A 20,253-nucleotide genomic window follows, 5' to 3' on the forward strand; every position below is an offset into this window, starting at 1 on the left:
GAGTTTGGCGATTTGGCAAGCCTTAGGGCCTTGGATCGCGGCTGCGCGGCTATTCCCAATCTCTTCCAAGAGGTATGATAGGGGATTGTCTGCCCCGTTCGGACGCGAACAGGGGGCGAGCCAACTCCAGGGACGTTTTGTGACCACAATATATAGTACCGACTACGATACGAAGACGGACCGCACTGGCCCCAAGGGTCGTTATGCCTTCATCAGCCTTGGCTGTCCCAAAAATTTGGTCGACAGCGAGCGAATGCTGGGCATGCTGCAGCTCGACGGCTATCAACTGGTCAACGATCCCCAGGGGGCCGACTTTGCGATCGTGAACACCTGCGGCTTCATCGAGCAAGCTCGCCAGGAGTCGTTCGGTGCGATCGATGAAATGCTTGAGCTCAAACGCCAGGGCAAACTCCGTGGCGTGATCGTTTCGGGGTGCCTCGCCGAGCGTCAAAAGGAATCACTCCTGGTCGACCGCCCCGGGATCGACCAGCTCGTCGGCGTGTTCGGTCGCGAAGAAGTCACTAAAGTTGCCGACCGGCTGATCGGTGGGCTCGCCGAACAGCGGAGCGTTTTTCAACCGGCCCCCACGCACACGCTCCCCGATAATCAGCGATTGCGGATCACCCCCAAGCATTTCGCCTTTCTGAAAATCAGTGAAGGCTGCGACCGGCTCTGCACGTTCTGCGCGATTCCTAAGATGCGCGGCAAGCATGTCACCAAACCGATTGAAACCGTCATCGCCGAAGCCAAAGAACTTGCCGCCGATGGCGTGCGTGAGCTGGTCGTCGTCGCTCAAGACACGACCTATTACGGGCTCGATCTGTACGGTGAAACTCGGCTGCCGGAACTATTAAGGGAATTGGAACAAGTCGAGGGCCTCGAGTGGATTCGGCTGATGTACTTGTATCCGATGTATTTCAGCGATGAGCTGATCGACGTGATTGCAGCCAGCAAAAAGATCGTGCCCTATCTCGACATGCCGTTGCAACATGCGAGCGACTTCATGCTCCGCCGCATGCAACGCCGCGTCACGCGGAGCGAAACCGAAACTTTGCTCGGCAAGCTGCGTGCTGCGATCCCGAATCTCGTCATGCGTACCACCATGATCACTGGCTTCCCCGGCGAGACCGAAGAACATGTCGCGGAACTTGAAGAGTTCATCCGCACGCAAAAATTTGAGCGGCTGGGTGTGTTTACTTATTCGTTCGAGCCCGACACCCCCGCGGCGAAACTTCCCGACCATCTTCCCGAAGAAGTAAAGGCCGCGCGTCGGGATCATCTGATGGGCGTGCAGCAAGAAGTTGCGTTCCAGTGGAACGAGAGCCAAATCGGTCGGCAGGTGGATGTGATCCTCGATTCGCAAGTCCCCGGCGAGACCAACGCCTGGATCGGCCGCAGCCACGCCGATGCCCCCGACGTCGACGGCATTATCTATGTTTCCGGCGAAGGCCTTGCCGCGGGGAAGATTGTCCCCTGCGAAATTGTCGCCCGGCAGGAATACGATCTCATCGGGGTGGCGATTGGTGAGCCGCGGTAGCTGACCATCAGTCAAGAGCTAAGAGACAAGAGTCCAGAGCCAATCAGCCTGGCTCTGGACTCTTGTCTCTCGACTCTCAGCACATTCACAATAGACCATTCTCGAAACTTCAATTAAGCTAATATCAGCGTCGATTAGCGTCCCTCCGCGGTTGATTTCTTATGTCTGAATCCACGGTCACCAACCCGTCCACCACCGTGTGGAATTTTCCCAACCAGCTCACGCTGGCGCGGATCGTGTTGGCGTTGGCGTTGTTCGTCTGCTTGCCGTTGGGTTGGTACAAAACTTCGCTGGCTTTGTTCGTTGTGACGGTCGGCACCGATTGGCTCGACGGCTACTGGGCGCGCAAATATCAGCAGATCACGCAGTTCGGCCGCGTGGTCGATCCGTTCGCCGACAAGTTGCTCATCTGCGGCGTCTTTATTTTGCTCGCGGCCATTCCACCCCTGACCAACGGAGTTTGGCCATCGGGCATTGCTGCTTGGATGGCGGTCGTCGTGACGGGCCGCGAATTGCTTGTGACCGCGCTACGAACTTTTGTGGAACAGCATGGCGGCGACTTCTCGGCCAAGTGGGTCGGCAAATGGAAGATGGCCCTGCAATGTCTGGCTGCCGGTTGGAGCATGGTGCATCTCACTTACGTCGATCAGGCCACGAACACTTGGCGAATTGCACCCCCCACGTGGATGACGCAGGGCCTCACCGCCGTGGCCTGGGCGATGGTGCTGCTCACGCTCTATTCCGGCGTGAGCTACGTCCGCTCCGCAGTGAAAAAATTTAGCGCCAACTGATGCGATACGAACATGCCTGTTGAAACCAGCTTCGCATCGCAGGTGTTCATCATCGGCACCTATCTGTCGAGCCTCGCGGCCTTGTTCTTCCTGTTTCAGCGTCACATTTTTGGCATGCGGCTGCTGGCCTACGAACCCCGCTACCGCGTTCCCTGGGGATTAAGTGTTGCGCTGTTGGCATTGCTTTTTCCACTACTGGGGATTGTCAGCGCGTTCTTGCAGGTCGATTCTCCGAAAAGTCCCCAGACCGTTGTCGAGCAACACACGCCGGAGATCGTCGAAGAAGTTGAAGCGGCAGCTACGGACGACGCGAATTCTGACGACGCAAACGACGACGACCATTCAAACTTTGTGATCAACGCCTTGGTGTCAACCACACTGATGCTGTTCTTTGTGGTGGCTATCGCGCTCCTCTTACGCTCCACAGTCAACGCGAATAGTAGCGATCTCGGCGTGCCGCAAAATAAAGAAGAATGGGTGCATGGTGCGAAAGCCGGCGTCGTGGCGGCCCTGGCTTCGATTCTGCCCGTCTTTCTGATTCAACTGTTTTTGATTCTTGCTTTGCAACCCGAGAGCGAGCATCCCCTCATCGAGGAGCTAAAGCAAACGCATACACCGGCGATGATGTTGATGGGCATGGTGATGGTCGTCGTCGCGGCTCCCATTTGCGAGGAATTCACGTTTCGTTTGTTGTTTCAGGGTTGGCTCGAAAAGTTTGAAGACGAACTGATGGGCTTCACTGCCACCGAACGGCCACAACCGGTTGAAGTTGAAGGCGACAACGCACTTTCGGAAGAGGACGAGGTAACTTCTGATCCGCTTGATGATGACGACGAAGAGCCCGACGTCATTCCGCTGCCTTTCACTCCGCAACCGATGCAACTCCCTCGCGAAGGCTTGCTCCCCGGCGTGCCGCACGGTTGGTTGCCAATTCTCTCCAGCGGCACGATCTTCGGCATCGCCCACCTCGGCCACGGCGTGTCCCCCGTCCCGCTGGTTTTATTCGGAATCGTGCTGGGCTACTTGTATCAGCGCACCCATCGCCTGGTCGCGCCAATTGTCGCCCACGCCGTGTTCAATTCCTACTCAATGATTCTGCTGTGGCTGAGTTTGCCTTAACAGCTTACTGAGCCCAATTAAGTCATCCTGAGAGAGGCTCGCCGACCGAAGGATCTAGCTTCCAATCCGTAATCGCGTGGCATTACCCTTGAAGATTCAAGCCAGATCCCTCTGGTCGTAGACCACAGAACACCCATAGGCCCTCGGGATGACAAGTTCAGCAGAGATTTCCTATAATTTGTCTTGAGACACACCACCCATCTGCTTGGAAAATCAGCTTGAATATCACCCGCAATCCCACCCGCTCGGTTCGCATCGGCACGACCTCCATCGGCGGCACGCATGCCATCGCCGTGCAAAGCATGACCGCCACGCACACGCAGAACATCGACGCCACGGTCGCGCAAGTAAATGCCCTGTATGAAGCTGGAGCCGACGTCGTGCGGATCGCCGTCGATAATCAGCAAGATGCCGCCGCGCTCGCCGAAATTCGTCGCCAGACAAATGCCAACCTCTCGGTCGACCTGCAAGAAAATTATCGCCTCGCCGAGTTGGTTGCCCCGCACGTCGACAAAGTTCGCTACAACCCGGGCCACCTTTATCATCACGAGCGCACCAAGCCGTGGCAGGAAAAAGTGAAATATCTCGCTGGGGTAGCCACCGACAACGATTGTGCCATCCGCGTCGGCGTCAATTGCGGCAGCGTCGATCCCGACAAACGCAATCAATATCCCGAAGATGATTCGATCAGCCCGATGCTCGACAGCGCGCTCGAGCATTGTCGGCATTTCGATGAGTTGGGTTTTACACGTTACTGCGTGTCGCTCAAGGATTCCGATCCCAACAAAGTAATTGAAGTCAATCGCCGCTTCGCCGAAGATCGCCCCGACGTGCCGCTGCATCTGGGCGTGACCGAAGCCGGCATGCCCCCCGACGGTATCATTAAGACCCGTATCGCGTTCGAGCAACTCATCAGCCGCGGCATCGGCGACACAATTCGCGTATCGCTCACGGTTTCCAATCCGCGCAAGCCCGAGGAAATCGCCGCGGGGCGGCAAATCCTGGCCGACATCGCCGCCGGGCGCGTCCGCTCGTTCGTCGATTACGGCCTCGACACCCTCAACATCATCAGCTGCCCCAGCTGCTCGCGGGTCGAAAACGAAGCCTTCATCGAGCTCGCCGAGCAAGTGAAGGAAATGACCCGCTACGCCGCGGAAAAGGCGATCACGATTGCCGTGATGGGTTGCCGCGTAAACGGCCCCGGCGAAACCGACGACGCCGACCTCGGCCTGTGGTGCGGCCCGAATTACGTCAACCTCAAACGCCGCAGCGAATCGCTGGGGCAATACCCTTACAACGAGATTTTGCCGAAGTTGAAGCAGGAACTGGATGCGCTGATCGCGGTGGGGAAATAATCACGAAGCATAGTTTTCTGCTCCTGTAAAAATGTGATTTTTATTTTTAAGAATTTGCTTTGGTGGTTCCAGAAAGTCTTGACAACCAATTGGCACTAGCTATTTTACACAATCTGTACATTGTAACTTTAATATTCACTACGGATTAGGTAATTATGATGTTAACTCGCTATCTTGCGATTAGCTTCGTACTCCTCGGCATGTTGTCTTCAGTCGCTGACGCTAGGCCATTTAGCAGAAGAGCTTGGCGTAGACAAACGACAACGAAATGTTTGCCCGATACAAGGGCGTGCAGAGAAGTAAAAGAGTGTTTGGATACCTGCTGTAATCCGTGCGCTGATATCGCCTCTTGCTGCCCGTGCGAGGACGGTTGCGGTTGCTGCGATAGTTCATACGGATGTTATGGCGAAGATATTTTAACAGTCGAAAGTGAAATAGAGCAATTACAGCGACAAATGGGATATTTAACAAAGCGCGTTGAAGAATTAGAAAAAAAACAATCCCTTGATACAAATCAGTAGAAGCTTTTTTATTTTCCCCTTTCTTCTAATGCCTCTTCCCAAAAAACGGATGGATTGAAATTCTCATCAATTCTTCTAAGGCTGATAATTTTGGATTCCTCTAAGATTAAACCTAAGTTATTTATTCCGAGTACACCTTCGACAATTAAAGCAGTGCTATTTGGGTTGACTTCCGGATCAAATTTTTCTGTTTTAAATCTAGCAATTAAGCCACCTTCTTTTGGCGATGGAATTCCGGGCATATCCTTAATAAGATCAAGCCCGTAACTCGATGAGTCTTTTGTGAAATTCATATCCACAATCTTAGCCAACCAGACTACAGATTTTCCTTGATAGTTCTTCTTGAACTCATTGAATCGTATAGGGTCATTGCGTCGCGTTGTAAAATCAGCCCAAACATCTTCGAGAGTTTTATCTAGTGGAATTGATGTTGACAAAAGATTGTTAGTGATTAATTCATCAACTGACAAGAATACTTGCTCTTCATCATTCTCCGGCTTGCAAATTGTAAAATGATTTGCATCAATTGGGAGTGTTGTGCAATTAGTTAATCCTGTTTCACTAGAGCCAATCGGCACAATCAGCCCAATACTCACACCACGAATTCTAACTGGTTCGTTTTCAAAAAAAGCCTTGTGTTCGATTTCGCTCATAGATGCAAAATTCTTGTACTGATTCGCTAGATCACGGAGTTCAGGATTATCGCGTATCAACTGCTCTGTTTGCACTGATTCTCCATACACTTCCGCAATAGCTGAAAGCTTTTCAGGCAAATCAGACCCATTATGAGGGGTACCCAAAAAAACGACGGCTTTTGCATTTTCTGCTATTTGTTTCCAGTTATTGCCCGCCTTCGCTGAAGCAGTCCATGCTTCAACCAACATTTTCTTGGTTATTATTCCCCCTAGACTGTGTGTCACAAATACCGTTGGCTTCTCACCTAACTTCTTCAATCTCATTTGCTCAAGGAGGTTTCGCGCTCGATCTTGTATTGGCATCGCATTGCCATACCAAGAAGTAGGCGATGCATTGTACTGGACTGACCAAACGCCTATATCTTGGTGTTTTTTTGCCAACTCCTCGGGCCAAACGAAATTATTACTTGCCGTCCAAGTAGTTAGATAACCGCCCCCTAGGCCATGGATGAAGACGACGTCACCACGCCTGTCATCTTCTTTGGACCCTCCAATAAAATTTATGAGCTTCGCATCAGAATCGTCCTTAGGGCCAGCTTGGGTAATAGCTGTATTTGAAGCTGGCTTGCTATCCGAAGAGCAGCCAGAGGTGAGAGCAATCGATAATATCGCATAGACCAATAGCAAACTTTCCACACCTAGGGATCCATTGCACTTGGAATTCATCTTGTCACCTTTAAGTAAAACGCAACTTCATGAGCCAATATCGAAGGGATTGTAATCATTTACATCTTCGATGCAATCACCCTAAATAGCTATCTAAATGAGTTAGTTACAACAATCACTTTTGTTGCCAGAAGCCTCTACTAAACAGCTGATGCTCCTCTAGGCAAGTGAAATTTGACGATATAATGCAGCTTTTCACTTCAAAACACAGGAAAGTCAACATGTTACGGCAATTCTTCACATGTCTTTTCATTCTCACTTGCCCCCTTTCCCCCGCCCTTGCCGCCGAGAAGTCTGCTGAGAAAACCATCACCGTTCCTCAAGAAGGCGTGACCAAGTTCACCGTCACCGGCAAGGCGCCCTTGTTTCGTCTGACGGCGTCGACAATCTCCGGCGGTTCGATTGAAGCCCCCAAGATCACTGGCAAAGCGAAACTTGTTGATTCCTATTCTGTGATCCACGTCGGCGAAGGGGGGCCATTGATCGGCGCGCATCAGAAGGAGTTTGTCTTTCAAGCCACGGGCACGGGGACGGTCACGATTGAGTTCAAGAAGACCTATCCGACGCAGCCTGAGCCGGAAACCGAGACTTATACGGTGACAGTGAAGTAGTTGCGAGTAGCGAGAGAGAATTTCACAAAAACTGAGGCTACTAAAGAAGTTCTTATCTCCGTGATCTCTGTGTCTCCGTGGTGAAGTAATTCCCGAATCCAAGTCGCTGGGCCAAGCTGCGTGGATTTTGCTACAATACGCTCTCACACACATAGGAGAGTAAAGCATGTCGCAAAAAGTTCCTCGCATCTTGGCCTTTGCTGGTAGCGCCCGCAAAGATTCTTACAACAAGAAACTCGTGAAGATCGCGGCCGATGCGGCCCGGGCGGCGGGTGCCGAAGTGACGCTGATCGATCTGGCCGATTATCCGCTGCCGATTATGGACGAGGACTTGGAAAAAGAAGGCTACCCGGAGAATGCCCTCAAGCTGCGCAAACTTTTTCTCGCCAACGATGGGCTCATGATCTCTTGCCCGGAATACAACAGTTCGATCACCCCCATGTTAAAGAATGTGATCGACTGGGTGTCGCGTCCCCAACCGGGCGAGCCCCGCTTGGCGGCTTACATCGATAAGGTGGCCGTCTTGATGGCCGCGTCACCCGGCACGCTCGGCGGCTTGCGTGGCTTGGTTCACGTGCGTGCGATCCTGGGGAACATCGGCGTGCTCGTGTTACCCGATCAACGTGCCGTCCCCAACGCTCATCAGGAATTCACTGACGATGGCCAACTACGTGACGAGCCGTTGCTTAAGGGCGTTCAAGGCCTAGGGGAATCGCTGGTGAAAATGCTTAAGCGTTTTGGCGAAGCTTAAGGCTGTGGTGGATTCTGCGTAGGCCCCGCATCCAAGCGGATTGACGCTAGGCGTTAGCTAGCTTTTTCTGGTATTCTAGTAGCAGCTAGAATTTTATTGGATGACCGTGCTGAGCCTGGGTGCCACTGCTGGCTTGCCCAGCAGTGTCTTCGCAGCACGGGTGGGCAAGCCACCCGTGGCACCCGGTATGGTTTGTTCACCACATTCAGTCTGAGGTGTAGCGAATGATCGATCCCGCCGAACTCATGCAAATGGCCATCGAAACCTGCCGTGAAGGGATTGCCCACGGCCAAAGCCCGTTTGGTTGTGCCATTGCCATCGGTGACCAAGTGATCTCCCGCGCCCACAACACGGTGGTGCTGACGACCGACATCACGGCCCACGCCGAAGTGAACGCGATCCGCGTCGGTTGCAAGACGATTGAGAACATCTTCCTTACCGACGCGGTTGTCGCCACAACCTGCGAGCCCTGCCCCATGTGCATGGCGGCGTTGCATTGGGCCCGCGTGGGGACCGTTTACTACGGTGCATCGATTGCCGATGCCGACACGGCAGGGTTCAACGAACTGCAACTCCCCGCCGCGGAATTGTTGCGGATCGGCAAGAGCGACGTGAAATTGATTAGTGGGTTGCTGACCGAAGAGTGTTGTGAATTGTTTGACTTGTGGAAGGCCAATCCCAGCAAGGTCGCGTACTGAAATTTAATGAGAAAGGATTGCGGCGACGATGGTTACCAAATTGGATCTGACGAGAGACTGGCTCCCCCGCTACACGGGCATGCCGCTCGAAAAATTTGGGCCTTACGTGCTGCTCACGAACTTCCGCAATTACGTCAGCAAATTTGCCAAGAAATTTGATTGCGAAGTCCACGGCGAGGATCGCCCCATGCAGGCGGCGACGAACAGCGAAGGGCTGACGATCATCAATTTCGGCATCGGCTCGCCGAACGCCGCGACGATCATGGACTTGCTCACGGCCTATCATCCGCAGGCCGTATTGTTCCTAGGTAAATGCGGCGGGCTCAAGAATTCCACCGAAATCGGCAATTTCATTTTGCCGATTGGCGCGATCCGCGGCGAAGGAACCTCGGACGACTATTTGCCAACGAAAGTCCCCGCGCTCCCGTCGTTTAAGCTGCATAAGTTTGTGTCCGATAAACTCGTTTCGCGCAATCTCGATTATCGCACAGGTGTGATTTACACCACCAACCGCCGCGTGTGGGAGCATGACGACGAGTTCAAGGAACGGCTCAAGGATTACACGCCGATCGCGATTGATATGGAAGTCGCCACGCTATTTATCGTCGGGCACAAAAATGAAATCGCCCGCGGGGCGTTGCTGTTGGTGTCGGATCTCCCCATGACTGAGCATGGCATCAAAACCCAAGCCAGCGATAAGCACGTCGACACGAATTGGTCGGACGTGCATCTGGATATCGGCATTGAATCGCTCACCGAGATCGGTGAAAAGGGCGAAGAAATCAAGCACTTCCGCTATTAGTTTGCCTTTCGTTCTTCCACATCGCTCGTGGAATCCCCCGGGCAATTCGGTTACGATTGAGCCTGCTCTTTGCCTCGCTAACTCTGCGCGGCTTCATCATGCTGGAAGGTTTGCTATGCGTTTTTGCCTTGTTGTGTTTGCAATTCTGTTATCGAGTTATTTTCCAGCGCAAGCAGAAACGCCTCTCCGCATCATGACGTTCAACGCCGAGATCCTCACGGCCCCCGGCGAGCGCGGCGGCGACATCGAAAAATATCGCTGGGACGTTGCCCGCGAAGAGCAGTTCGAGCAAATCGCCGCGGTGATCGAAGGCCTCAACCCCGACGTGCTGAACCTCGTGGAAGTTGTTTCCAAACAAGGGGTCGATAAGCTCGTCGAGATCTTGCATGAGAAAGGACTCACCGATTATCGCGGTTATCACATTGATGGATTCGACGATTATTCCAAGTTAGACGTTGCGCTGATCAGCCGCATTGAACCCGAAACGATCGACGGCCAGCAGATTCGTTTGTTCCATTCTCCGGAAAGTGATCCTACGTGGCGGCAAAGTTTTCAAGCCCCTGGTCGCGATGGCAAGCCATTCAATGCGAATGCTTCGTTGCAACGGCATGCCGTTTATATGATGGACATCGGTGGCCACAAGCTGGGCTTTCTCGGTTTGCATCTTAAATCGAATCCCAGCGATGATTACTCCAACGCCCAGCGGACGGCGCAAACCGATATCGCGCGCCGCATTTTGCGTTCACAAATCACCGGCAAAGGTTATCAGCCGATCGTTCTGGGGGACATCAACGATTTTGATCCCGACGTGCCCGATCAGGATGACAATCAGGACACGGTCACCGATGTGATCAAGAATCTCAAGGATTTTGATCCCGAAAGGCCGGGGCCAGAACTCGAGAATGTCGCCAAGCTGATGCCCCGCAAGCAAGACCGATTCACCTGCTTTTGGGATCGTAACGAAAACGGCGTGAAAGATCCTTATGACGTTTTCTCGATGCTCGATCACATTTTTTTCCCCGCGGAAATGATGCCTTACGTTAAACGGGCGTTCATTTTCCACGGCGTGCCGCTCACCGCTTCGGATCACTATCCCGTGGTGGTCGACTTGGTGCTGCCCGACCGATAAGATGGAGCGGTCAATTTTGTGAATCAGAGAATCTGTGAGTAGGTAGTTTATGAGTCAATCCGTTGTTGCACTTATCGATCATGCTGTACTGAGCCCGACGCAAACCGACGCCGATCTGCGCGATGCCTGCGCAATGTGCGTCAAAGTCGGCACGGCCAGCGTCTGCGTGAAGCCTGCGATGATTCCACTAACGGCGGAGTTGCTCGCGGGTTCAAGCGTCGTGCCGAGCACAGTCATTGGCTTTCCGCATGGCGGGACGACCACCGGTACCAAGGTTCGCGAAACGGAAATCGCCTGCCGCGAGGGGGCCAAAGAAGTCGACATGGTCGTGAATATCGGCCGCGTGATTCAGCAAGATTGGGGCTATGTGGCCGACGACATCCGTGCGGTCGTTGAGGCAGCAAAGGCCGGCGGCGCGATCACCAAAGTGATCTTCGAGACGGGCCTGATTCCCAACGACGACCTCAAGATTCGTCTGTGCCAGATTTGCGAAGAAGCCGGGGCAGCGTTTGTGAAGACCAGCACGGGCTTCGGCTACGTCAAAGGTGCCGACGGCGCGATGCAGGCCACAGGCGCCACGGAAAATGACATCAAACTCATGCGCGCCAACGTCAGCGAGAAGGTGCAAGTGAAAGCCTCCGGAGGTATTCGCAACTACGCCGATGCTTTGAAGTTCGTTCAGCTCGGAGTGACACGGCTCGGCACGAGCGGCACACAAGCCATCTGGCAAGGCGAACAAGGCCAACACGCCGAAAACACCGCTGCTTACTAATTTTTTGAACCACGAATCTTACGAATAGCACGAATGAAGAATATTCAACGCAGTATTTCCTGATTCGTGCAATTCGTTCTATTCGTGGTTAATCAGTTTGGAAGAAACTATGCTAGAGCTTTACGATCAAATCCAATCGGCGGCTGCCGCGATTCGTCAACAATGGGATTACACACCGCGCGCGGGAATCATCCTTGGCACGGGCCTTGGTGGTTTCGCCGAGCGGATCGAATCGCCCGTTGCGATCGACTACGAGAACATCCCCAACTTCCCACGCTCCACCGCGACGAGCCATCGTGGCCGCCTCGTGTGTGGGATGCTCGAAGGAGTACCGATCATGGCGATGGAAGGCCGCTTCCATCAGTACGAAGGCTATCCGCTCAAGCAAATCACGTTGCCGGTCCGAGTGATGAAGGCCATGGGAGCCGATCTGCTGATCGTCACTCAAGCCGTGGGGGGCATGAACCCACATTATGTTCCTGGCGACGTGATGATCATCGACGATCACATCAATCTGATGGGCGACAACCCGCTCGTGGGAATCAACGACGACCGGCTCGGCCCGCGCTTTCCTGACATGAGCGCGCCTTACACGCCCGAGTTGATTGCCGTGGGGCAGGAAGTCTCGCGTAGGGGCAACTTCCCCGTCCAGCGCGGCGTGATGGTGGCCGTCACCGGCCCCAACTTGGAAACCCGTGCCGAGTATCGCTTCCTGCGTGCGATGGGCGCCGATGTCGTTGGTATGTCGACCGTGCCCGAAGTCGTTGTCGCGGTGCATAGCGGCATGCGTGTCTTTGGTCTCTCGGTGGTTACCGACATGTGTTTCCCCGATTCGCTCAAGCCGGCCGACATTAACGAAATTATCGCGTTCGCCAATTCCGCCGAGCCGAAACTACGTGCCCTTGTGCTGGGTGTGCTGGCGCACGAGAAAGCGCGAGGCTAACCGATGCTGCACGTTGCTGAACAAATCAACGCCGCGACGAAAGCCGTCCGTGAGCGCTGGTCCGTCACTCCCGCCGCAGGCATCATCCTGGGCTCAGGCCTGGGAGGGCTCGTTGAAGAAATTTCCGTTGAGGGAACCATCGATTACGGTGACATTCCTCACTTTGTGAAGAGCACCGCGATTGGCCACAAGGGCCAACTGGTTTGCGGTCGGCTCGAGGATGTACCCGTCATTGCGTTTCAGGGTCGCTTCCATTTGTATGAAGGTTACTCGGCGGAACAAGCAGCACTGCCCACGCGATTGACGAAAGCCCTGGGCGCTAACGCGCTCGTGGTTTCCAACGCTGCCGGGGGATTGAATCCGCATTTTGTTGTGGGCGACGTGATGGTGATCGAAGACCATATCAATCTGATGTTCGCCAATCCGCTTATCGGGGTAAACGACGACCAACTCGGCCCGCGTTTTCCGGATATGTCGAGCCCCTACGATCGTGAATTCATGGAAACCGCGGCTCGCGTGGCGCGGCGTGAAGATTTCGTGCTGCATCGCGGCGTGTATGTCGCGATGAAAGGTCCCACTTACGAAACCCGCGCGGAGTATCGCATGGCCCGCCGCTTGGGTGGCGACGTCGCGGGCATGTCGACCGTCCCCGAGGTGATCGCCGCGCGGCATGCCGATATGCGTGTCTTTGGTTTGTCGACGATCACGAACGTCGGTTCCCCCGATGCTCCTGTGGGAACCACCGGCCACGATGTCATCAATGCCGCCCAATCGGCCACCTCGAAACTTAACAAACTCGTGCGAGGCGTGGTCGCCACTCTTCGCTAACTCAGCAACGAGACAATCATGAATCCCGTTTGGATTATCGCCAAGAAACGCGATGGCGAAGAACTCACTAGCGAAGAAATTGGCTACTTTATCAGTAACTACGCCAAGGGGGACATACCCGACTACCAGATGTCGGCTCTCGCGATGGCGATCTACTTGCGTGGCATGACCACAGCCGAGATCGCCGCGCTGACCGACAACATGCTCGCCTCGGGGGCGCGATTTTCTTGGGATGCCGGTGGTCCGCCGAAAGTTGACAAGCACTCCACCGGCGGCATCGGCGACAAAGTTTCTTTGCCGCTCGCTCCGATGCTCGCCTGTTGCGATTTACAGGTGCCGATGATTTCTGGCCGCGGCTTGGGTGCGACCGGCGGCACGCTCGACAAACTCGAAGCGATTCCCGGCTACCGTACAAATCTCTCGATGGACGAAATGCGCGCCGTCATGGAGCGCGTTGGCTGCGTGATCAGCGGTGCGACGGCCGATTTGGTTCCCGCCGACCGCAAACTTTATGCACTCCGCGACGTAACTGCCACTGTACCTTCGATTCCTTTGATCACCGGCAGCATCATGAGTAAGAAGCTCGCCGAGGGGCTCGATGCTTTGGTGCTCGACGTCAAATTCGGTAGCGGGGCGTTCATGAAGTCCGCGGAGCTCGCCCGCGAGTTGGCCGTTTCGATGGTCAACACCGGCAAGCGAATGAACGTGTCGACAACCGCCGTGCTGACCGATATGAACCAACCGCTCGGCCGCATGGTGGGGAACGCCGTGGAAGTGAACGAGTCAGTGGCATCGCTCGAAGGCCGAGGCCCCGCCGATTTAATGGAAGTGACGCTCGCGCTGGGCGCCGAGTTGCTCGTCTCTACGAAGAAGGCCACCACGATTGAAGCGGCTCGCAAACAGTTGCAAGCCACGATCGATTCCGGCAAGGCGCGTGAAAAATTCGCCGAGATGGTTGCCGCCCAAGGAGGCAATCTCGAAGCTCCACGCCCGTTGGCCCCAGAAAGCCCCGTCACAACGGACCGCGCGGGTTACATCGCCGCGATGAACGCCGAAAAGCTGGGACAGGCCGTCATCGCCATGCGCGGCGGCCGCAAACAACTCGGCGACGAGCTCGATCTTTCCACCGGCTTCGAAATGCTCGTCCGACTCGGCGACCGCGTTGAAGCAGGACAGCCACTAGCCACGCTGTTTTCCCCGGCTAATCTCGCCGACGAAGGCCGCCGCATGCTGATCGAAGCGATACAAATCAGTGAAGAGCCATCGAGCGTCGGGCCGTTAATTTTGGAGCGAATCGGTTAAAGCATGATCTCTAAGTGGCGATGGATTCTCCTGCAGGTATCGCGCAAGCTGTGGGTCCGTGCGACCCTCTTTGCGGTACTCGGCGTCGTGACCGCCCTGATTTCCATCGTTGCCGAAGATCATTTGCCGTGGGAACTTCCGGGGAAAATCGGCGCCGATGCCGTCGATAATATTCTCAATATTCTTGCTTCGAGCATGTTGGCGGTGACCACGTTTTCGCTTAGCGTGATGGTCGCCGCTTATGCGTCGGCAACGAGCAACGCGACACCACGCGCGACCAAGTTGCTCATGCAGGACACCACGACGCAGAACGCCTTGGCCACGTTTATTGGCACGTTCCTGTATAGTCTTGTGGGGCTGATCGCGTTGAGTACCGGCGCGTATGGAGATCGTGGTCGGGTTGTTTTGTTTATTGTAACGGTCGGCGTCGTTATTCTGATCGTGGTGACGATTTTGCGGTGGATTGATCACCTCTCTCGCCTGGGCCGCGTTGGCGAGACAACCGACCGGGTTGAAAATGCAACCGCGAAAGCGATTGAAGGGCGAATTGATCATCCCTGCTTGGGAGGCAGACCATTAACAACGGACCTTCCAGCACATAAGTCGCTCATTGATGTCTTTCCGGAAACGATTGGCTATATTCAGCATATCGACGTTCAACAGTTATCGACGTTCGCGGACGATCACGATTGTCTCGTTTACTTGATGTCGCTGCCAGGAACGTTTGTTCATCCTGCTCGCAAATTATTTTGTTTGCAGGGCGTGGATGATGAGGAAGCAGCACAAAAGCTTCGCTCGGCATTCACCATCGCCGACGAGCGAAGCTTTGACCAAGATCCCAGATTTGGACTGGCCGTCTTGGCCGAGATCGGCTCAAGGGCCTTATCTCCGGCCGTTAACGATCCTGGAACGGCCATCGACGTCATCGGCCGCGGAGTCAGATTGCTGGCACAGTGGCGCGATTGCCCAACGGATGTTGACGAAGATGATCTTCCATATCCGAAGGTGTTCGTGCCCCCCTTAGAAATTGACGATCTCTTTGATGACGTTTATTTGAGCTTGGCCCGCGATGGTGCCGGCATGATCGAAGTGCAATTGCGTTTGCAGAAGGCTCTGCTGGCTCTGGCTCAGTTGGGGGATGATCGCTACAAGGCCAACGCGGCACGAGTTTCCCGTATCGCCTTCAAGCGTAGCGAACAAGCGATGCAAATTGATTCAGAAATTTCGGCCTTACGTGAAGTAGCAAGTGAAATTGAAAGTTTAAATTCCAACTAATTCTGTCTCGTTCCCTGAATTGTAAGAGGAAACTCTCCCCATGAACCACGCCTTTCAACCACTCATCGACGCTGCTTTGGAAGTTCGCAAGAACGCCTACGCGCCCTATTCCAAGTTTCTTGTAGGGGCCGCCGCACTCACCGAAGATGGCACGATCTTTACTGGGACGAACGTCGAGAACGCTTCCTACGGGCTCACGATCTGCGCGGAACGCATTGCCGTAGGTTCGGCTGTGGCCGCAGGGCATCGCATGATCACGGCAATTGCTGTCGCTACGGAAGCCGCGGCCTCACCCTGTGGGGCCTGCCGACAATTCCTGTGCGAGTTTGGCGGCGACATGAAAGTTTTACAGGTGAACGCCGATATCCCGTCGCACATCATCGAGACATCGCTCGACGTGCTGCTACCCGAGCAGTTCGACTTCGAGAAGAAATAACGCCGTCTAAAGCGCGTGCGTTTCGCGGGACATTTCCTGATGCTTCAGAAGGTCTTCATCCTCAAGTGCCGCGAGGTAGGGCAGATTGCGGTACATGTCCTCGTAATCGAGGCCGTACCCCACCACGAATTCATCGGGAATATCAAACGCTGTGAAGTCGGGTTCGTAAACCACTTCTTGCCGACCATGCTTTCGGAGAAGTACGGCGGACTTCACGGACTTCGGTTCAAACTCGTGCAGCTTTTCCACGACGTTCTTGAGCGTGTGGCCGGTATCGAAAATGTCGTCGACCAACAACACGTCGCGGCCCGAGATATCGAGCATCAACTCGGAATTGATAATCAACCCACCGCGTTCGGTCGTGGCCCCGCGATAGCTGGAAGCTTGAATCACCCCGACGCGCATCGGCTGCTCGATCAAGCGGATCAGATCGGCAAGCAACACGACGCTCCCCGTCAGCACGCCGACAATCGTCAACTGGCGGCCTTCGTAGTTGGCCTCGATCTTGGCCGCCATGTCGGCAACGCCGCGATGCAAGGTTGCTTTGTCAAATAGAGTTTTCATGTCCGCCAATCCTTGGTGCTAAAATTGCCGAAATTGCTGAGATTCATGCCTTCGAGGAACACTTGTTTTTACAGCAATAGCCCGGCGAAGCAAGCCGTCATAAAACTGGCCAAGGTCCCGCCGAGCATGGCTCGCAGCCCCAAACGGGCGAGATCACCCCGCCGATCCGGAGCAATGCCACCGATTCCGCCGAGCTGAATGCCGATCGAGCTAAAATTGGCAAAACCGCACAAGGCAAACATCATGATATCACGCGAACGCTGGCTGATTTCAATCGTGCTGTCGGGGGTATTGAATTTGGCCAATTGACCGTAGGCCACGAATTCATTGGTGGCCATTTTCAAACCCAACAACTGACCAGCAGCAGCGCAGTCGTTGGTTTCAATCCCGATCAGCCAAGCGATGGGCCAAAACAGCTTGCCGAGCCCCGCTTCGAGAGACCAAGCATTGGCATCGACAAAGCCGAAATAGCCACCGATCCAGCCGAGCAATCCATTGATCACGGCAATCAATGCCAGAAAGACAATCAACATGGCTCCGACGTTGAGTGCCAGTTGCAGCCCCCCCACGGTGCCGTTGGCGACCGATTCCAACACGTTGGCGCTCTCATCTTTGATATCGATCTTCAGCGAGCCCATCGTCTTGGGCTCGTCCAACTCGGGTTGAATCACCTTCGCCAACAACAAACCACCCGGGGCCGAAATCATCGACGCGCATAACAAGTTGCCAGCATCGAAGCCCATCGAAGCCAAGGCCCCCAGCACGCCCCCCGCCATCGTTGCGAAGCCACCGATCATGACGGCATTGAGTTCCGATATGGTCATGCTGCTAATATAAGGCTTGATCACCAAGGGAGCTTCCGTCTGGCCAACGAAAACATTCGCTGCCGCGGAAAGCGTCTCTGCCCCCGAAGTCCGCATCGTTTTCTGCATGACGATGGCCATCACACCAACGATCTTCTGCATCACGCCGTAGTAGTAAAAGATCGACATGAAGGCCGAGAAAAAGATGATCGTCGGCAGCACTTTGAACGCAAAGAAATGGTCGGCATAGGTAGGACCAAAGACGAAACTTGTCCCCGCGTCGACACAACTCAGCAGCGACACAAAAATGAAGTCGACTTGCTCAAAAAGCCATTCCCCTTGCGATGTCTTGAGAAAAATGACTGCAAAAACAAATTGCAGCGCCAAGCCACTCACTACGGTCCGCCAAGGGAACTTATCCTTGTGCGAACTCATTAACCAGGCCAGGGCGATCATCGCCACAATGCCAAACACGCTTGTCAGATTTTGCATAAATCGATCTCGGAGCTAGGCCGCACGTTGAGAATTAGTGTGGATGGACGGTGTTGAAAATGCGGTCACCGGCGTCGCCTAGCCCCGGGACAATGTATTTGCGGTCGTTGAGAATCGGATCGACCACGCAGACAAAAATTTGTGCCTCTGGAAATTCCGCCGCCACGGCATCGACCCCTGCTTGTGAAGCGATCAGTGAAACGACCTTCACTTGCTTCACGCCCCAAGCCCGCAAGGTCGTGAGCGCCGCCATGACCGAGCCCCCCGTGGCCAACATCGGATCGAGCACAATCGCGACGTCGACCGGTGACTTCTCCGGCAACTTGTCGTAATAGCGCACCGGCTGGGCCGTTTCCTCGTCGCGGTACAAACCCAAGTGCCACACTTCCGCCGTGGGAACCAAATCCAACACGGGATCCACCATTCCCAATCCAGCACGCAGAATAGGGATCAACCCCACGCGCTCGGCCAACTCGACGCCATCGGTTTCTTCGAGCGGCGTCTCCACGCGGGTCTGTTCGAGACTTAAATCCTTCGTGGCTTCGTACGCAATCAGCGCGGCGAGTCGCCGAACCGACGCCCGAAACAACGAGGGGTGAGTGAACTTGTTCCGCAGCTTGGTGAGATGCACTTGCACAAGCGGGTGATCGACCACGGTCACGCCGCCGATTTGGCTGGCCGGGAGGTCCATAGATTTGTCCAAGGTACTGCTGGGCATGGGGAAATCCTCGACAACGGGCGGAGGTGCACGAGTGGCCCCATTCTAATCGTGCGATTCTGCGGTGAAAAGCAGCAATGGCCGCGATTCAATGAATCGCTGAAATCCGCAACTCGTGGAGTCGTGGCAATCAACACCAACGCTACACTTTAACCCACCTGGCAATGCTCGATCATCTCGGCGGGGGTGCAGACATAGCTCACCACGAACGGCCCGAACTCAGCATAGCGGGCACTCGCTTCGTCGAAGCGCATCCGGTAGACGATGTCTTTGAGATACTCAGGCTTGGTCGCCCAGAGCGTGACGCCCCATTCCCAGTCGTCGAGCCCCAAACCAACGGTGATGAGCTGGCTCACTTTCCCCGCAAAGGCCATCCCGCTGCGGGCGTGCTCGCTCATCAAATGGTTGCGATCTTCCTTGGAGAGCGTGAACCAGTTCTCGCCCACTTTGCGCTTCTTGTTCATCGGATAGAAGCACGTGTTGGGATACGCCGGGAAGTCGGGCGTGAGCCGCTGCTTGTTCATCCCTGCCAAGCGATTGGCATAGCCTTCGACCTTCGCCGCGTAGGTGGGGCTGTCGGCCGTTTCCCCTTCGGCAATCAAACGCTGACCGAATTGCTCGACCGAGGGAACATATTCGCTAATCTCGGTCATCGAAACAAACGAGTAGCCGGGAATGAGCGCCTGGCCCAAGGGCGATGCGAGAAGTCGTTGATTGACCCGTTCCACTTTCAATGGATCGGGATCCATCAGCATCAAACCGAAATCGGCCTTGTGGCCACTGACCAGCGACGTTTGCAATCGCAGCGGAGCGTCTTCAGCCGCGGGGTCTAGTGCTGCAATTATTGCGGCAGTGGCTGCGGAGCGTTCCGCTCGGTCCATCCGCGCGAGAGCGGCGCGATTCCACGAGTAGTAGAGATGGCTGCAATGCCATCCGCCCGCGGCAGGCGCTAAAGAGATCTCGGTAGGAGTTGAAGTAACGTGCGGGCGGCTCATGATGGCTAAGTCGACGAAGCAATTGGAGCAAGTGAGCAAAATCAGTCCGCATCGTAACAAATCTCCCGTAATGGTGGTAAGGGGTTAGAAAGTTCGAGGCAAGATCCACTCAACGCAGGACAAGGAGCGTATCTACTTTTGTGTACGCAGAATTCAAGGATTTGTTGGCTGCACAAGTTCATTCCTTGCGCAAGTTGCTGAGAAAAGCCATAAACACGGCGACAGCCGTCAGAGAAGAGCGCCATCCCAGCGGCGATCACGTAATCGATGCCGCCACATTTAACGGGATTGGCTTCGACACGCCCGGCTAACCGCCGCAGCGTGCGATGCACGGCACTGTTGCCCTCGAAATGCATGCTTCCCTCGATGAGGGCCCAGTTGAGATCGCCATTAAGTGGGCTTTCGTAACTCTGCATATCTTTAATTTTAATTCGGCTCCTCGGGTTGGCT

At 54.7% G+C, this 20,253-nt stretch carries 21 protein-coding genes; 15 read left to right on the forward strand and 6 right to left on the reverse strand.

The annotated features are described in order from the left end of the window. Positions 1-139 precede the first annotated feature (139 nt). From rimO to ispG, 4 genes are all read left to right on the forward strand, one after another. Complete coding sequence (rimO, locus tag AC6T8Q_RS16510; RefSeq protein WP_500680135.1) at positions 140-1,537, forward strand: 30S ribosomal protein S12 methylthiotransferase RimO; 1,398 nt, start codon at positions 140-142, stop codon at positions 1,535-1,537. 161 nt (positions 1,538-1,698) lie between these two features. Beyond that, positions 1,699-2,328 (forward strand): CDP-diacylglycerol--glycerol-3-phosphate 3-phosphatidyltransferase, encoded by a 630-nt coding sequence (gene pgsA, locus AC6T8Q_RS16515; RefSeq protein WP_500680136.1) that lies wholly within the window; start codon positions 1,699-1,701, stop codon positions 2,326-2,328. Between the two features lie 12 nt (positions 2,329-2,340). Beyond that, a complete protein-coding gene (locus AC6T8Q_RS16520; RefSeq protein ID WP_500680137.1) occupies positions 2,341-3,447 on the forward strand; it encodes a CPBP family intramembrane glutamic endopeptidase in 1,107 nt (368 codons plus the stop codon). A 218-nt stretch (positions 3,448-3,665) separates the two neighbouring features. Further along, complete coding sequence (gene ispG / locus AC6T8Q_RS16525; protein WP_500680138.1) at positions 3,666-4,802, forward strand: (E)-4-hydroxy-3-methylbut-2-enyl-diphosphate synthase; 1,137 nt, start codon at positions 3,666-3,668, stop codon at positions 4,800-4,802. A gap of 529 nt (positions 4,803-5,331) precedes the next feature. Here the strand turns inward: ispG and AC6T8Q_RS16530 are convergent. After that, on the reverse strand, positions 5,332-6,654 hold the full coding sequence (locus AC6T8Q_RS16530) for an esterase/lipase family protein (RefSeq protein WP_500680139.1): 1,323 nt from the start codon (positions 6,652-6,654) through the stop codon (positions 5,332-5,334). A gap of 251 nt (positions 6,655-6,905) precedes the next feature. Here AC6T8Q_RS16530 and AC6T8Q_RS16535 point away from each other — a divergent pair, with 251 nt between their 5' ends. The 11 genes from AC6T8Q_RS16535 (at position 6,906) to cdd (ending at position 16,231) form a co-directional block, all read left to right on the forward strand. Further along, entirely contained in the window at positions 6,906-7,295 is a 390-nt protein-coding gene (locus tag AC6T8Q_RS16535) for a hypothetical protein (protein ID WP_500680140.1), read from the forward strand. Positions 7,296-7,461: 166 nt separating this feature from the next. Then, entirely contained in the window at positions 7,462-8,046 is a 585-nt protein-coding gene (locus AC6T8Q_RS16540; RefSeq protein WP_500680141.1) for an NADPH-dependent FMN reductase, read from the forward strand. A gap of 224 nt (positions 8,047-8,270) precedes the next feature. Next, positions 8,271-8,744 (forward strand): nucleoside deaminase, encoded by a 474-nt coding sequence (locus tag AC6T8Q_RS16545; RefSeq protein ID WP_500680142.1) that lies wholly within the window; start codon positions 8,271-8,273, stop codon positions 8,742-8,744. A 28-nt stretch (positions 8,745-8,772) separates the two neighbouring features. Continuing rightward, the gene (locus AC6T8Q_RS16550; RefSeq protein WP_500680143.1) at positions 8,773-9,546 is read left to right on the forward strand and encodes an AMP nucleosidase; all 774 of its coding nucleotides are present in this window, start codon (positions 8,773-8,775) and stop codon (positions 9,544-9,546) included. A 115-nt stretch (positions 9,547-9,661) separates the two neighbouring features. Next, the gene (locus AC6T8Q_RS16555) at positions 9,662-10,675 is read left to right on the forward strand and encodes an endonuclease/exonuclease/phosphatase family protein (RefSeq protein ID WP_500680144.1); all 1,014 of its coding nucleotides are present in this window, start codon (positions 9,662-9,664) and stop codon (positions 10,673-10,675) included. Positions 10,676-10,724: 49 nt separating this feature from the next. Then, positions 10,725-11,447 carry a deoxyribose-phosphate aldolase gene (gene deoC, locus AC6T8Q_RS16560; RefSeq protein WP_500680145.1) on the forward strand — a complete coding sequence of 241 codons (723 nt, stop codon included), beginning with the start codon at positions 10,725-10,727 and terminating at the stop codon, positions 11,445-11,447. Positions 11,448-11,556: 109 nt separating this feature from the next. Next, a complete protein-coding gene (locus tag AC6T8Q_RS16565) occupies positions 11,557-12,390 on the forward strand; it encodes a purine-nucleoside phosphorylase (RefSeq protein WP_500680146.1) in 834 nt (277 codons plus the stop codon). Positions 12,391-12,393: 3 nt separating this feature from the next. Further along, a complete protein-coding gene (locus tag AC6T8Q_RS16570; RefSeq protein WP_500680147.1) occupies positions 12,394-13,218 on the forward strand; it encodes a purine-nucleoside phosphorylase in 825 nt (274 codons plus the stop codon). A gap of 18 nt (positions 13,219-13,236) precedes the next feature. After that, positions 13,237-14,520, forward strand: coding sequence for a thymidine phosphorylase (locus AC6T8Q_RS16575; protein WP_500680148.1), 1,284 nt, complete (start codon positions 13,237-13,239; stop codon positions 14,518-14,520). Positions 14,521-14,523: 3 nt separating this feature from the next. Continuing rightward, the gene (locus AC6T8Q_RS16580; protein ID WP_500680149.1) at positions 14,524-15,795 is read left to right on the forward strand and encodes a DUF2254 domain-containing protein; all 1,272 of its coding nucleotides are present in this window, start codon (positions 14,524-14,526) and stop codon (positions 15,793-15,795) included. A 40-nt stretch (positions 15,796-15,835) separates the two neighbouring features. Continuing rightward, positions 15,836-16,231, forward strand: a complete 396-nt coding sequence (gene cdd, locus AC6T8Q_RS16585) for a cytidine deaminase (protein ID WP_500680150.1) — start codon at positions 15,836-15,838, stop codon at positions 16,229-16,231. A 6-nt stretch (positions 16,232-16,237) separates the two neighbouring features. Here cdd and hpt read toward each other — a convergent pair whose 3' ends face one another. From hpt to AC6T8Q_RS16610, 5 genes are all read right to left on the reverse strand, one after another. Then, on the reverse strand, positions 16,238-16,795 hold the full coding sequence (gene hpt / locus AC6T8Q_RS16590; protein ID WP_500680151.1) for a hypoxanthine phosphoribosyltransferase: 558 nt from the start codon (positions 16,793-16,795) through the stop codon (positions 16,238-16,240). 68 nt (positions 16,796-16,863) lie between these two features. Next, positions 16,864-18,090, reverse strand: a complete 1,227-nt coding sequence (locus AC6T8Q_RS16595) for a NupC/NupG family nucleoside CNT transporter (RefSeq protein WP_500680152.1) — start codon at positions 18,088-18,090, stop codon at positions 16,864-16,866. Between the two features lie 34 nt (positions 18,091-18,124). Beyond that, entirely contained in the window at positions 18,125-18,808 is a 684-nt protein-coding gene (gene upp / locus AC6T8Q_RS16600) for a uracil phosphoribosyltransferase (RefSeq protein ID WP_500680153.1), read from the reverse strand. A 149-nt stretch (positions 18,809-18,957) separates the two neighbouring features. After that, a complete protein-coding gene (gene hemQ / locus AC6T8Q_RS16605; RefSeq protein ID WP_500680154.1) occupies positions 18,958-19,803 on the reverse strand; it encodes a hydrogen peroxide-dependent heme synthase in 846 nt (281 codons plus the stop codon). A gap of 41 nt (positions 19,804-19,844) precedes the next feature. Further along, on the reverse strand, positions 19,845-20,219 hold the full coding sequence (locus tag AC6T8Q_RS16610; protein ID WP_500680155.1) for a hypothetical protein: 375 nt from the start codon (positions 20,217-20,219) through the stop codon (positions 19,845-19,847). Between the last annotated feature and the right edge of the window lie 34 nt (positions 20,220-20,253).

It is taken from the genome of Bythopirellula sp. (genome assembly GCF_041737835.1).
Taxonomy (GTDB): domain Bacteria; phylum Planctomycetota; class Planctomycetia; order Pirellulales; family Lacipirellulaceae; genus Bythopirellula.